The organism is Micromonospora sp. NPDC048063, assembly GCF_043202855.1.
Lineage (GTDB): Bacteria > Actinomycetota > Actinomycetes > Mycobacteriales > Micromonosporaceae > Micromonospora.
In genome coordinates, this window is sequence record NZ_JBIDBG010000005.1 from 374118 (window position 1) to 388781 (window position 14664).

General features: G+C 77.4%; 7 protein-coding genes. All 7 read right to left on the minus strand.

Annotation, left to right across the window (positions count from 1 at the left end; all coding sequences use genetic code 11):
• Nucleotides 1–61 precede the first annotated feature (61 nt).
• Nucleotides 62–1588 carry a hypothetical protein gene (locus ACGFZ2_RS16660; protein WP_393454352.1) on the minus strand — a complete coding sequence of 509 codons (1527 nt, stop codon included), beginning with the start codon at nt 1586–1588 and terminating at the stop codon, nt 62–64.
• Nucleotides 1589–1595: 7 nt separating this feature from the next.
• On the minus strand, nt 1596–5450 hold the full coding sequence (locus tag ACGFZ2_RS16665) for a hypothetical protein (protein WP_393454355.1): 3855 nt from the start codon (nt 5448–5450) through the stop codon (nt 1596–1598).
• Nucleotides 5450–8086 (minus strand): hypothetical protein, encoded by a 2637-nt coding sequence (locus tag ACGFZ2_RS16670; protein ID WP_393454358.1) that lies wholly within the window; start codon nt 8084–8086, stop codon nt 5450–5452. Before ACGFZ2_RS16670 ends, ACGFZ2_RS16665 begins: the two co-directional genes overlap by 1 nt.
• A gap of 13 nt (nt 8087–8099) precedes the next feature.
• Nucleotides 8100–11417, minus strand: coding sequence for a DUF6603 domain-containing protein (locus tag ACGFZ2_RS16675; protein WP_393454361.1), 3318 nt, complete (start codon nt 11415–11417; stop codon nt 8100–8102).
• Nucleotides 11417–13156 carry a M14 family zinc carboxypeptidase gene (locus tag ACGFZ2_RS16680; protein ID WP_393454364.1) on the minus strand — a complete coding sequence of 580 codons (1740 nt, stop codon included), beginning with the start codon at nt 13154–13156 and terminating at the stop codon, nt 11417–11419. The genes ACGFZ2_RS16675 and ACGFZ2_RS16680 overlap by 1 nt, the downstream gene beginning before the upstream one ends.
• A 1-nt stretch (nt 13157) precedes the next feature.
• The gene (locus tag ACGFZ2_RS16685; RefSeq protein ID WP_350708314.1) at nt 13158–13442 is read right to left on the minus strand and encodes a hypothetical protein; all 285 of its coding nucleotides are present in this window, start codon (nt 13440–13442) and stop codon (nt 13158–13160) included.
• Between the two features lie 173 nt (nt 13443–13615).
• Nucleotides 13616–14623: a helix-turn-helix transcriptional regulator gene (locus ACGFZ2_RS16690; RefSeq protein WP_393263901.1), complete on the minus strand. Its 1008-nt coding sequence runs from the start codon at nt 14621–14623 to the stop codon at nt 13616–13618.
• Between the last annotated feature and the right edge of the window lie 41 nt (nt 14624–14664).

A 14664-nucleotide genomic window follows, 5' to 3' on the forward strand; every position in this document is an offset into this window, starting at 1 on the left:
GGTGGCACAAACCGGCGACCCGCGGTGCCCCGCCACCCTCCCCTGTGGAGTCACGGTGGGGTCATGCCACCACCTCCGGCGGCACCGGCTCCAGCGCGTCGAAGCGCAGCCCCAGGGACGGCGGGGTGAGCAGCGGCTGCCGTCGCCGCTGGGTCCACAGCACCGGCCTGCCGTCGGTGGCCCGGGCCAGCACCGCCCGCCGCTCCACCCGTACGCCGTCGGCCGGCACCGCCGCCGGTTCGAGCTGGTGGGTGGGGTGCGTCCCGCCGGCGGCCGGGTCGACCAGCAGGTCACTCTCCGCCTCGGGCAGCAGCACCGCCGTGGGACCGGACAGGTCCACCCCGCGCCCCTGCACGTACCGGCGCCGGCCGGCGACCTCCTCCACCACGTACGGGTGCCAGTGCCGGGGCACCCTCGTCATCGGCCGGTACGCGAACCCGGGCCGGCCCGAGGCGTCCAGGTGGGCCGGGGGCTCGGCCGGGGCCTCCTCGTCGCCGAGCACCCCGCGCCCGCGCAGCCGCCGCTCCACCGCCCAGACCAGGTTGGCGTCCTCGTCGGTGCCGATCACCACCTCGTCGAGCACCGGGCCGACCAGCGGTGTGGCCGCCGTGGCCCAGACCACCAGGGAACGGCTGTCCAGCCCGTCGGTGGCGAAGAGGCTCCAGTCGGCGGGCGGCGTCACCGGCCAGTCCTCGCCGAACGAGTCGTGCACCACCACCTCGTCCAGGGTGACCACGTGCCCGGCCAGACCGGGCACCGCGAAGGCGAACCAGTCGTCGGAGTGGTTGACGATCAGGTCGATCAGCAGCAGCGTCGCCAGGTGGGATCGGTCCGGCGGGTAGCCGGCGACGTCCACCGCGGCGTCCTCGATCTGCCACCATCGGGGCAGCGGCGCACCCGGGTAGCGGACCCGCCGGGGCACGGTGGTCGCCGCGTCGACCGGCACGGGCGGGTCGGGCAGCGGGCGGTCGGCGTCCACCGCGTACCAGTCGAGGTCGCCGCCGTCGTGCCGGCGCAGCGCCAGGGTCACCCCGTCGGCGGTGAAGTCGGCGTCGTAGGCCAGCTCCGCCGGATCCCACAGGTCCACCGGCTCCGGCTCCGGCGGGCGCAGCCCGGCGAACCACGCCTCGGGCAGGCCCAGCTCGCTGCGCCGCCGCCACAGCTCGCGGCCGTCCACGCCGGTGCCGTCCAGCACGTCGTACGGCACCGGCAGCGCCGCGAGCAGCAGGGCCGGGTCGGCCGGCAGGGGGATCCCGGCCGCCCCGGCGGCCGCCGCGACCGACCGGCCCGCCGCGATCCGCCGGCCGGGCGTCCACCAGTCACCCGGCTCGGACTCGACGATCGCCTCGGCGGGGGTGGTGCGCGGGTCCAGGTGCGGCTGCCCGCCCAGCGGGTCGACGGGGGTGAGCCGGGCCCGGTAGCTGACCCGCACCGGGGAGGAGGCGTCCTCGCCCTGGTGCTCGCCGAGCTGCCACTGCCGGCCGAGCAGCCAGGCCGGGTCGGCGACCTCGGCGGCGAAGCCACGGGTCAGGTCCGACCCGGTCTGGTCCGCCTCCAACCGTCGTACCGTGTCGAAGACCAGTGCCATCGCCGGTTCACCTCCGGGTCGGATCGAGCGGGACCCCCGTGGGTCCGTCGGCGGGCAGCAGCCCGGCCGGCAGCAGCCCGCGCAGGCCGGGGGTGAGGTCGGCCGGGCGGGCGACCCGGGCCCGGGCCAGCTCGCGGACGTCGGCGAGGAGTTCCACCAGGGTCTCGGGGTCGAGTGGCCGCGACAGGTCCGGCGGCACGGCCAGCAGGATCGCCTGCGGCGCCCGGGCGGCCGGGGCGTCGAAGCCGAAGGTCGCCGCCGTGGCCTGCGCCGCCTCCGGGACCACCTCGGTGAACCGGTCGAGCACGGCCACCGCGACCGGCGTCCCCGGCGGCGTGGCGGTGAGGTCCAGCGTCGCGTCGGCGTACGCGACGACCAGCCGTCGCCCGTCGGGGCCGCCGCTCTGCCACGGGTCGCCGGGCTTGTTGCTCCAGCCGGTCAGCGCCGGCCCGGCGGCGGCGGGCGTGCCGTCGGCGAGCTGGTGCGCCTCCAGCCTGGCGAGCGGCTCCCGGACGGCGGCGACCACCGGCAACCAGTCCGCGTCGAGCGCCCCGTCGCCGGTCAGCGCGGGCAACGCCGAGCGGGGCAGCCGGGCGGTCACCGCGAGCTGGCCGGTCGGGCTGACCAGCGCGGCGAGCTGCGCGACCAGGTCGTCGCGCGTCAGCTCCGCCGCCGGGGAGGGCGACCCCGGGCCGGCCGGCGCGGTGTCGGCGGCGGCGTCGAGCCGCGCGTCGAGCAGCTCCCGCACCCGGACGGCCTGCGCCACCAGCCGCCGCTGCGCGGCCTCCGCGCCCGACGCGGCCTCCGTCGGCGCCGGGTCGGGGGCGAGGCCCCAGGCGCGGGCGGCGGTGACCAGGCGGGCCAGCACCGCCGGGTCGGCGCCGCCGATGCCCCCGTCGTCCGCGGTCAGCGCCAGCTCGGCGGCGAGCCGGGCGGCCAGGGCCGCCGCCGTGTCCCGGACCCGGGCGTAGCGGGCCAGCAGGTCGGCGTGCGCGGCGGCGGGCGGGTCGGCGGAGTCCGGCCGCTCGGCCGTCGCGTCCGGGTCGGCCGGGCGGCGCCCGATCAGGGCGACCAGCCGCGCGGCGGCCTCGTAGCGGGCGACGCCGTCGCCGCCGGTCAGCGTGGCCGCGGCCGGCTCCGCGCCGAGTGCGGCGGCACCGGCGGCGACGGCGAGGTGCTCCAGGTCGGTGCGCGCCAGGGCCAGCGCGTCCGCCGGCCCGAGCCCCAACGCGTCGAGGGTGACGGTGGCGACCAGCCCACCGGCGGCTACCTCGAACGTCCAGTCGGCGCCGACCTGGGTGGCCAGGAACGCGGCGGTCGCCGGGTCGGCCAGGGCCGCCGGGGCGAGGGTGGCCCGGTCGGTCGGGTCGGCCGGCAGTGCCGCGTCGGCGACGTGCGGCAGGACGACGACCACGCCGGTGCCCACCGCCCGCCCCTCCCGGGGGGTGCGCAGCAGCCCGAGCCGCGGCGGGCGGGTCAACCCGGCGGCGGCGTCGAGCGCGGCTCCGGCCACCTCGGCCCGGCCCTCGGTGACGTGGTGCACGGCCTCGGCGACCAGCAGGTCCCCGTAGGCGTCCATGGCGACGCGCAGCCGGTCCAGGCCGGCCAGGCGGTCAGGGTCCAGCCCGAGGCCGCCCGGCGGGGCGGCCAGCACGGCCAGCCCGTCGCAGACCCGCCGCCCGGCGTGCTCGGTGCGGACGGGGAAGTCCCGGCGCAGCCGCTCCACGTCGGCCGGCGCGCCCACCACCCGCTCCACCTCGCGGCCGAGCGCCTCGGCCAGGTGCGCGCCGACCCGGACGTGTTCGGCGATCCGGTCGGCGTCGCGGACCGACCGGGACGTGAGGTCCAGGTCCCAGCGGGGCGACGGGTCGCTGACCGCCCGGTCCCGCAGCACCGTGGCGGCGAGACCCTGCCCGGCCGACGGCGCGTGGATCAGACCGGCCGCCGTGGGCCCGGGGGCGCCCGGCCGGGGCCGGTCCACCCAGCCGTACGCTCCGAGCCGGGGCTTGGCCACCTGCTGTTCCACCAGGTCGTGCAGCCGCCGGGTGGGCGGCCCCAGCAACCACGGGTCGACCCGGTACGCGGCGGTGTCGACGGTGGCGCGCAGCAGCCGTTCCAACCGGGGCGGCTCGATCTCGCCGAGCGTGAGCAGACCGTCGACCACCCGCTCGTAGGCGCGGGCCTGCGGGGTGGGCCCGTGCAGCGCGGCGGCGGGGGTGTTGGCGATCCAGCCCTGGAGCCGGCCGGCGGTGGCGGCGTCCCGGGCCACCGGCTCCGGGCCGGGCGGGGCCTCGCCGGCCAGCGCCCGCCCCACGTCGCCGATCGCCACCTGCAACGACCGGACGGCGAGCCGCAGCAGCAGGCTGTCCAGCGGGTACTCCCTGAGTAGTTCCTTCTCCAGGATCGCGCGGTTCGCGTACGCCCACGGCTGCTCCTCCGCGACCTCCAGCAGCCGCTTCAGCACGTCGGCGACGCCGGTGCCGGCGGGCAGGCCGTCCGGCGTCACGAGCGGGATCTCCAGCCGGCGGGGCGCGCCCGTGGCCCCGTAGCGGCGGTGCGGGGCCAGGCCCAGCCGCTCGGCGTCGGGGTGCCGGTGCCGCCAGGCGGCGTCCAGGTCGGACCAGGACGCGCCGTAGCCGAGCAGGAGCAGCACCAGCCACCACAGCTCCAGCGGCCAGGCCCGGCGGTGCCGGAACAGCGGCGACGTCGGCACCTGAGCGATCAGGTCGAGCAGCTCCTCGGTGGACGCCCCGACCACTGTGCCCCGCTGCTCGGCGGCGGCGGCGTACTCGGCGCGCAGGTGGCACAGCGGCTCGACCAGGCCCGCCTCGACCGGCGGGTCCTTCGGCTCGGGCACCCACCGGCGCAGCACCGTGGCCGGCAGCAGCCCGTAGGGCTGGGGGCCGACGCGCAGCGTCGGGAACGGCCCCTCGGGCAGCAACGCGCCGGGCGCCCACTCGGCGGCGGCGCCGGTCGGCAGCGCCCACACGTCCGCCCCGGCGAAACCCCACAGCGCCGGCCAGAGCCCGGCCACCGCCGCGCCCGCCCAGCGCCGGTGCGGCTCCGACGTGCCGGGCAGGGCGCCGAGCAGCCCCGGGTCGCCGGTGAGCGTGGCGGAGACCAGCCGGTCGGTGTCGGTGGGCGTACCGGTGAGCACCCCCCACCAGGCCGTCGGGTCCCCGGTGACGGGCGCGGCGGGCGCGCCGTCCACCGTGTTCGTCGCCGAGCCGGGGGCCAGCAGGGACAGCCGTCCCTCGTCGCGGTGGCTGCCGAACAGCGCGCCCGGGTCGCCGTCGCCGAGACCGGTGACGTAGAGCGCGTCGATGTCGGACGGGTCGCCGTCCAGCGGCACCTTCCCGGCCAGGCCCGCCTCGACGGCCTCGTCCCAGTTCTCCCACCACCGCCGGTCCGCCGGCGCGTCCGGGTCGGGGAAGTCGACCGCGAGCCGGCCCCGGTCGACGGTGAGGGTCAACACCTGCGCCGGCGGGCCGCCGCCGCGGGCCAGCCAGACGTGCAGCGTGTCCGGGAACTCCTCGATCCGGGGGAAGGCCGGCTCGGTGCGCAGCTCGCCCGCGCCGACCGGCCGCAGCGCGGTGGTGCCGTCGGGGGCGGTGACGACCAGCGTCCGGACCAGCCAGACCGCCCGTGCCCCGCCGACGTGGACGGTCAGCTCGCGCCAGGCCACCTCGCCGCCGCCGGCGTCGAGGTAACGCCGCACCGCGTCGACCTCGCCCGGCGACACCCGCGGGTCGTGCCGGGCGAACCAGGGCTCGTCCGGCACCACCAGCAGGCGCAGCAGGCCGGGGGAGAACCGGGTCTCGATCCGCACCGGCAGCAGCACGCCGACGACTGGTTCCGCCATCACGGTCCTTCCGGGTCGAGGTGGTCGCCGCGGATGAGCACCCGCACCGGGCGGGCGAAGCTGGTCCGCGCCCAGGTCTCCGGCACCGGGGAGGTCGAGGCGTCGTTGGCGAAGCGGTAGCCGGCCGGGGGTTCCTCGAAGACCAGCCAGTGCCGCAGCACGTCCGCCGGGTCGAACCCCTGGAAGCCGAAGAAGGTCACGTCGGTGCCGATCCGCCCCTGGAAGCTGGGCAGCACCCGGACCGCCCCGGCCGGCGGGTCCTGCCCGAAGTCGACCGTGCCGGCGTGCTCGGCGGTGACCAGGTAGACCACGGTGGCCGGATAGCGGAGGAACAGCCGCCCCCTGATCACCACGACCAGGTCCCGGCCCGAGGCGCCGGCCGGGCGGTGCGCCGGGGTCCCCAGGCCGCTGTCGTCCGGCCAGTTCCCGATGCCGGTGATGTCGTCGACGCGGGTGCCGGTGCCGGTGTCGGCCCGGCTCCAGAACACCCGCAGCGGGGTGCAGCCGGTGGCCACCGGGATGTTGCGCCACCGCAGCTCGCCGAGGAGCTGGGTGTTCAGCCCGGTCAGCAGGGCGTCGACGAAGCGGGGGTTGGTCTCCACCGCGATCACCGAGTTCTCCGGCAGCGCGCCCACCCCGGGCAGCAGCCACTCGTCGAAGGCGTCGCGCAGGTCGGCCCAGACCGGTCGGTCCAGCCCGACGCAGACCTCCGGCGGGGCGAGTGGCTGCGCCGGGTCCAGACCGTCGATGGTGGACAGCACCCGTACCCGGGCGGCGGCGTCGGGGCCGGTCGGGTCGAACGCGGCGGCCACCCCGGCGGCCAGCGCGTCCAGGTCGACCGGGCGGCACGGCGGCTCCACCGGCTCCGGCTCGGCCAGCCCGTCCAGCAGCACCGGCAGGTCGTCCTCGCCGGCCGGCTGCGGCCAGCGTTCCAGCAGCTCCCGCAGGGCGGCGGCGAGCCGCTCCAGCTCCCGCTCGGCGCGGTCGTCGACGGTCGCGGCGGCGGCCAGCAGGGCGAGGGCCTCGGCCCACGGCGCCGGTGACCCGGCGTGCGCCGCCCGGGCGAGCCGCTCCGCCACCGCGTGCGCCAGGTCGCGCAGCTTCGGGTGGGCGGCCTCGGCCAGCTCCTTCGCCCGGCCGGCGGCGGCGGGCAGGTCCACCTCCCCGGTCTCCGCCGCCCGCCGTCGGCGTTCCTCCAGGTCGTCGAGGTCGATGCCGAGGTCGTCCAGCGGGAGTCCGTCGGCGCTCGGGCGCGGCGGGCGCGGGCACCGGTTGGCGGCCTTGAGCACCTCGCCCGGCGGCACCGCGCCGGCGGCGGTCAGCGCGGTGCGCGCCGGCCCGGCGCGCAGGATCCGCCGGGCCGCGCCGGAGAACAGCCCCGCCGGCAGCGGCCGGTCCGCGGCGGTGGCGAGCGCGGCCACCGTCCCGTCCGGGGTGACCACGCGGCCCAGCGCCGGCCCGAGCAGCCAGAGCCGCTCGTACGCGTCGGCGGGCGTCCGCCGCCGCCACAGCCCGCCCGCGGCGTGCAGGCCGAGCACCAGGTCCCGGATCCGCTGCCGTGCCTCGGCGAGCGCGCCCTGGTGGGCGCGGGCCTCGGCGGCCAGTTCCTCCTGGAGGCGGATGCCCAGCTCCAGCCCGAGCCCGGCCACCCCCCGGTCCCGGGGGTCGGTGTTCAGGCTGCCGCCCCAGGTGGTCTCCTCCGGGGCACCGGCCCGCCACGCCTCGCCGTAGCGGGGTAGCCCGACGATCGGCCGGCCCCGGTCGTCCCGCGCCGGGGTGCGCAGCGCGTCCAGGTCGTCGTGGACCTCGCCGGGCAGCGCCGCGTCGGTGCCGCCGAGCGGAGCGAGCGCGCCGCGTACCGCCAGGTCGCCGGCGGTGGGCACCCGAGGGTAGTCCAGCGGTGCCCGGCCGGTCTCCGGCTCGGCGGCGCCGGGGCGCAGCGCGGCGGCCAGGTCCTCGAAGCTGCCCGCCGGGGTGGCGGTGCGGAACCGCCAGGTGTCGTAGCAGGGCACGGTGGCCGGACCGGTGCCCGTCCACCGCGGCTGCCCCGCCGGGTCGTACGCCGGCACCAGCGCCGCGACGTAGTCGGTGCCCGGGGCGAGGGGCCGCCCGGAGAGCAGCCGGGCGATCCGCCTCCCGGCGGTGTCCACCTGCAGGTGCGCCCACCGGTACGCCGTCGTGCCGGTGCCCAGCGGGTGCATCGCCTGCACGGCCGGGCTGAGCGTCACCTGGTCCCCGGCAAGGGTCAGCTCGTCGCCGTCCAGCCCGACGACCAGCACCAGCCAGGGGTGCTGCGCGCCGGTGCCGGCGGCCGGGCGGGGCGCCGGGGTGTACCGCCACGGCAGGGTGGCGTCGGCGAACTCCACGTGCGGGCAGCGGTCCGACTCGTGGTCGACGGCGCCGGGCGTCGGGTAGCGGCGGGTTATCGCCCCGGGGGCGAGGCGGACCACGTCGGCCGGGCCGGCGAGCAGGAACCGTACGGTGCCGGTGGCGGCCGTGGTGGTCGCGCCGGCGGCGTCGGTGCCGGTGAGGGTGACGGCCGTCTCGACCCGGGGCCGCCCGTCCTGCACGCCGGTGGCCAGCGCGGCGATCCGCTCCCGTGACCATCCGTGGAAGGTGAGCTGTTCGTCGGCCATCCTCGCCGCCCCTCTAGAAGCTCATCGCCGGCACGGGGTCGGTCGCCGCGACGGCGGCCCCGACGCCGCCCACGGTGGCCAGCTGGTGCGCCTGCGCCTGGGACAGCCCGGTGGTCACCGCGCCCCCGGCGCCGTGCACGGCCCAGGTCTCGTCCCGCACGCCCACCGCCGGGGTGACCGGGTCGCGTTCGGGCCGACCGGTGCGGCCGGCCGCCGCGGCGAGCAGCCACCGGGGCAGCGCGGTGGCGGTGAGCAGCACCGGCGGCGCCGGCAGCCGGATCTGCTTGACGGTGACGGTGAGCAGCGTGGACGGCCCGGCGTCGGCGCCCTCGCCGCCCAGGCGGACGCCGGCGGTGAGCCGTTCGAAGGCGCGCCGGTTCAGCGCGTCGGCGTCGGAGAGGTCGGCGAAGCCACCCGGCGCGAACCAGTCGACCTCGGTACCGGTGACCTGCGGGCCGGTGGCGGTGACCGTCTCCGGCCGGGTCAGCGGCGCGCCCTCGAAGCGTTGCAGCAGCAGGTCCAGCGGGGCGCGTTCCTGGGTCCAGACGGCCTGGCCCAGCGGCGAGACCACGGGCAGCGCGGCGGTGCGGGCCGGCTCGACGACCACGGCGGCGTCGGTCGCGCCGGTGCTGCGCAGGTTGGCCGGGTCGGCGAGTTCCCCGGCGAGCTCGGCCACGGCCGAGGCGACCGGCGTGACGGCCGGTGGCGTGGACGAGCCGAGGGTGATGGTCTCCTCGAAGGTGATCTCGAAGAACAGGATCTCCAGGGTGACCCTGCCGTGGAAGACCACCGGGCCGGGGCCGGAGATGCTGCCCGTGAGGTCCAGCCCGGCCAGCGTGCGGCTGCGCCAGCGCACCCGCACCGAGGCGTGGATGGCGAAGTCGAAGTGGAACGGCTGGAACCGGATCAGCGCGTCGAAGCCGAGGAAGCCCCGGATGTTGAACGGCCCCAGGTTGACGATGACCTCGACGGCCGCGCCGAACTGCAGCGTGTTCGTGGTGACCGCGAAGTAGCCCTCGAAGCGGAAGTAGAGCAGGTCGTCGGGCTCGCCGCGGGTCATGGCGATCCGGGTCAGGCTGGCGGGGAAGACCAGGGGCGCCGGGTTGTACGCCGGGTGGAAGCCGCCGACGGTCAGCACCACGTACGGCTCGGCGCCGTAGCTGAGCCGGAACGCCGCGCCGCCGGTCAGTTCGAGGATCTCCAGCAGGTGGCTGTCGATCAGGACCGCGTCGAAGGCGACCAGTTGCTGCGCGAAGTCGACCACGCCCAGGATGTCCAGCCGGATCTGGAGGTAGGGCCGGCCGCCGGACGGGTTCTCGATGCCCGCGCGCGCCGAGCCGAGGATCACGATCTTGCGCGGGCCGGGCAGCTCGATGAACACGCCGACGTCGAAGCGGACCAGCTCCGCCCAGGACAGTTGCAGCGTCGGCCCGACCACGATCACGCCGGGCGTGGGCGGGAAGACCGCGGCCAGGTCGGCCAGGAGCACCGGGGCGTTGCGGACCGGGTCCTCCGGGGCCAGGATCCGCCCGACGGTGCCGGAGGCCATCCGGGCACGCAGCGCGTCCACGTCGGTCTGCCGGTTCAGCGCGAGCAGCCCGCCGACGGAGGAGAGGGCGAAGCCGAAGCCGAGCTGGATCGGCGGGAAGCTGGCCCGCAGCAGGATCAGCAGCGCGTAGCCGGGCGCGCCGCCGGGCAGCCGGGTGTCGAGCAGGCCGACCGCCTCCACCCCGACCACGCCGAGCTTGAGCGCGAGGGTGCCCGAGTAGCGGGCGGCGGGCTCGTCGAAGCCGATGAAGCCGCCGCCGGTGACCGGCCCGGCGTCCACGACCATGCCGAGCCCGGTGGGCGGCAGGAAGCGGAAGGTCAGGTCGACCGGGCCGAGGTTGCCGTCGCGGACGGCCAGGTCGGTGCCGACGCCGATGCCGGCCACGCTCGCCGCGAACGGCCCGAGGTCGATGCCGCCGGTGAGGCGGACCTCCAGGGTGATGCCGGCCGCGCCGGGGCGCAGGGCCAGGTCGAGCCGGTCCAGGCGCAGCGGGCCCAGGCTCACCGCCAGGGGTACGGCGAGCACCAGGCCGGCGCCGCCGCGCAGGGTCAGCCCGTCCACCGGGTCCCAGTGCAGCCCGAGGTCGAAGTCGACCTCCAGGGTGGCCGGCAGCACGCTGGACAGGAATCCGTCGGCGCCGCCGAAGGCGATCACCAGGCGGCCCGCGGCGACCTCGGCGTCGACGATCAGCCGGGCGCTCACCCCGCCCCCGTCGGCGGCGAACGCGGCGCCGACGGCGGCCCGGACGGCGGTGGCCGTGAGCCGGGTGCCGTCGGCCTCGCCGAAGAGCACCATCGGCCCAGGCCCGGCGGGCAGCCGCTCCACCGACACGGTCAGCTCCCCGGCGACCCCGGGCGCGGGGGCCTGCGGGCGCAGCGTGGCGGGCGGTTCGACGCGCAGGGCGGCGCCGAGGTCGAGACTGCCCTGGCCACGCAGGCGTACCGCCCAGGTGTCGCCGATCGGCAGGGGGATGTCCAGCCCGCCGAAGTCGAACACGTCGAGGGTCAGCTCCAGCGGGGTGGGCGTGCCCGGGGGCAGTCCCGCCACGGCGTGCAGCCGGAACAGGAACGCGGCCAGCTCGGGCCGGCCGCCGGGCCCGTCGAGCACCACCGCCGGCACGCCGACGGCGGTCAGCCAGTCGCGCAGCCGGGCGAGCAGCAGCGCGGCGTCCAGGGTGGGCTCGCCCCAGCCGTACACCTGGCGTAGCGCGGCGGCCGGGTCGTCGAGCAGCACCCCGAGCCGGTCCAGCCGGAGCCCGCGCCGCAGGTAGGCCGGCCGGTCCCCGTCGGCGGGCACGGCGACGTTGTCGACCAGCCCGAACAAGGCGAGGGCGCGGCCGAGCGCCGGCCGACGGTCCAGCAGGTAGCTGGCGGCGGTCCAGTCGACCAGGCGTTGCGGCAGGTCGGCGAGGATCGCGGCCAGCGGCGCGCTGACCGCACCGCCCCCGGCGTACGCGGACTGCACCGCGCCGGCCAGGGCCCGGACGGCGTCGACGGCCTCGACGATCAGCGGCAGCAGGTCGCCCAGGGCGGCGGCGATCGCGGTGCTGTCGTCGTCGGCGATCGCGTCGACCAGCGCGGTGACCGCCGGCGGGAGGGCGGCGAGGGCGGTGCCGGCGGTGCCGGCGGCGGCGGCCACCGCGGGCGCGCCCGCGACCGGGCCGGGCAGCGGCAGGCCCAGCTCGGCGAAGAGGTCGACCAGTTGCCCGGCGGCCAGCCGCTCGGTGACCGGGTCGAGCAGCCGGGCCAGTTCGACGGCGAGCCGCTCGGCGGTCCCGGCCATCAGCGCCCACCCCCCGGACCGGTGCCGCCGTGCCGCCCGCCCGGCGGCCGGCCTACGGGCGTGGTCCGCCCCGGCGGTGCGCCGTCTACGGACGTGGTCCGCCCCGGCGGTGCGCCGTCTACGGACGTGGTCCGCCCCGGCGGTGGGCTGGCGGCGGATGCGGTCCGGCGCGGGACCGGCGCCCGCTCCGGCCCGAGGAACAGGCGCAGGGCGGCGACGAGCGGTCGGATCAGCCCGACCCGCACGGCCGTGCGCGCCCGGCGGTGCCGCCGCAGCAGCCGGGCCACGGCCGGGCTGAAGCTGTAGTAGACCCGGTCCAGCGCGTCGGCGGCCCGCGCGCCGCGCGGCGTGGCCCGCAGCCGCTCGTCGCGCAGGTGCCGCAGGTAGCGCACGTCCGGATGATCGGGCCGGCCCAGCGTGGCCGTGGCGATCAGGCACGGCCCGCCGCCGCCTCCGCCGGCGGCGGGCAGCGGGGATGTGGCGGCCACCTTGAGCAGTGCCGTCACCGCCGCGTGGATCTCCCGGTTGATCTTGCGGAAGTGGCCGGGCGGGTCGGCGTAGTTGCAGTGGAAGCCCTGCTCCTCGGCGTGCCCCGACTCCAGGGTGTACGCGAAGATCGGCTGCCGGTTCGGCAGCGCGAACTGCCGGCTGCACGCGTAGTCGTCGCTGCACCCGGAGTTCGGCCCGCCGCCGACGGGGAGGTAGAGGAACGCGCTCTGCCCGACCGTGTACTCGGAGTGGGCACGCTGGGTCGTGGAGGCGGGCGCGGCGGGATCGACCCCGGCCGAGCGGAGGATCTCGTCGTGCATCGCCGTGGCGATCATCCGCGCCCGCGAGCGGATCCGGTGCGGCGGGACGTCGGGGAGGTATTCCTTGTAGTCGGTCCGGCCCGGTGGCAGCGCCGGGTCCCCGGCGATCAGTCCGTCCCGGGTCCCGGCGAAGGCGGGCGCCCGCCAGTGCATCGCCGGGTCGTCGCCGTCCTCCTCCAGCCCCCAGGAGTAGAGGATGTTGCGGCCGAACATGTGCACGTCCGCGTAGTAGTGGATCGGCAGGGTGTCCAGCAGGGACTCCAGGTGGCGGGTCTCCACCTCGGAATGCGCCGACGGGCCGCGGTAGGTGTCGTCGGCCGGCGACGTGGAGGCCGGGTCGGAGCCGTACCGGGCGCGGTAGAGCGCCACGTCGTAGTAGTCCTCGAAACGCCAGATGATGTCGAAGTTGCGGTTCAGGTCGACGCCGATCTCACCGCCCGCCTGCGGGCTGCGGTTCTTGCGCCAGCCCGGCTCGCTGAGGTGGGTCAGGTCGTGCTCCCGCCCGTCGGGGTTGAGCAGCGGCAGGATGTAGAGGTCGAGCTTCGTGACGATGTCGTTGACGTCGGCCGCCGGGATCCGCCAGGCGCGGTAGCGGACCGGGGCGCCGACCAGCGGGGTGACGGTCATCGCCGGGAAGACGATGTCGGTGCCCGACGTGAACGACACCAGCAGGTTGCGGGCGAGGGTGACCAGCGCGTCGGGCGGCGCCCACTCGCGGGCGTGCACCCCGCCGACGACCAGCGCCGCCGGCCGGTTCGGGCCGCTGCCGTTGGCGATTTTTACGTAGCTGTGCGTCCGATCCCTGGCCGTCTTCGTCGGGAAGACCGTCCGGGTGCACAGCGCGGGAAAGCTGGCGGCGAGGTCGGCGAGCGCGTCCTCGATCTCCTGCGCCCGCAGCGGCGCGGTGATGGCCGGGTACGGCGGGGGCACCTCAGCGCTCCCCGGTGCTCTCCGGCGGGGCCGACGCCTCCGGTGGTGGGGCGAGGTGCTGCGCGACCTCGGCGTGGAAGGCGTCGAACTGGCCGGACGACATCATCACCCGCACCTGGGCGCCGCGCGCCTCCAGCTCGGGGATCAGCTCCTCCGGCGCGTACGCCGAGATGCGGTAGCGGTCCGCGCCCAGTGACGCGGCGCTCGGGTCGATCAGGTCGAGCCCCGCCATGCCGCGCAGCCCGCGCAGCACCTCTGCCGTGCCCTCGATCTGGATGAGCCCCACGATCGCCTCCCGGCCTGCTGACGCGGCGGTCGAAGCCTTCCCCTGCCCACTCAACGACTCCACCGACCGGCAGGCAATACGCCGAGTGGTCGAAGGATCGCCGCAGGGTGTCGGATTGCCGTCGCGGCGGGCCCGCCGCGCCGTTGTCGGGCCGCCCGGGCGCGGTTGGGAGGTCAGGAGAGTGGCGACGACACCTCGGGAGCGGGGCGCGGAGCGTAGAGGGCGGCGAGGTCGGCGGCGGTGGCGGCGAGCCGCTCGCGCAGCGCGGCCGGAGCCAGCACCTCCACGTCCGCGCCGAGCCGCAGCAGGTCGCCGTGCGCGTGGGTGAGCGACTCGATCGGGATGACGGCCGTCACCCAGCCGGCCTCGTCGGGCGGCTCGGCGGTGGCGCCGACGGACGCCACCACCAGCTCGCTCCCGATCTCCCGGAGCCGCTCCCGGCCCCGAGGGGAGAGCCGGACCGTGGCGTCGTCGCGGTGCAGGTGGGCCCGGAACCGCACCACGTGCGCCCGCCACCAGGCGGGCAGGTCGAACCCGGCCGGCCGGGCGAACCCCTCGTCCAGCGTGGTCAGCGACAGGACCTGGTTGACCCGGTAGGCGGCCGGCTCGTCCCGGCCGCGTCGGGCGGCGACCGCGTACCACCGGCCGCCCTTGAGGACCAGCCCGTAGGGCTCCAGCACCCGGTCGACCTCCCCGGCCCAGCTGCGGTATCGCACCGCGATCCGCCGCTGCCGCCAGACCGCCTCGGCCACCTCGGGCAGGTGCGGCGAGGCGTCGCCGTCGGCGTACCAGTTGGGGGTGTCCAGGTGGAACCGTTCCTGGATCCGCGCGGCCCGGTCGGCCAGCTCGGGCGGGAGCGCGGCGTGCAGCTTGAGCTGGAGCGCGGCCACCGCCGCCCCGTAACCCAGCTCCGCGGCGGGCCCGGGCAGGCCGGCGAGGAAGAGCCGCTCCGCCTCCTGCGCGGTCAGCCCGGTCAGCCGCGTACGCCAGCCCTCGACGAGCTGGTAGCCGCCGGCGTGCCCCGCCTCGCCGTAGAGCGGGATGCCGGCCGCGTGCAGCGACTCGACGTCCCGGTAGACGGTGCGGGTGGACACCTCCAGCCGCGCGGCGAGCTGCGCCGCGGTCATCCGCCCGTGGGCCTGGAGCAGCATCAGCAGGGAGAGGAGTCGACTGGCCCGCACTCCGCTGACACTAGCTGTCAGTGAAGTGTCCGTACCGTCCC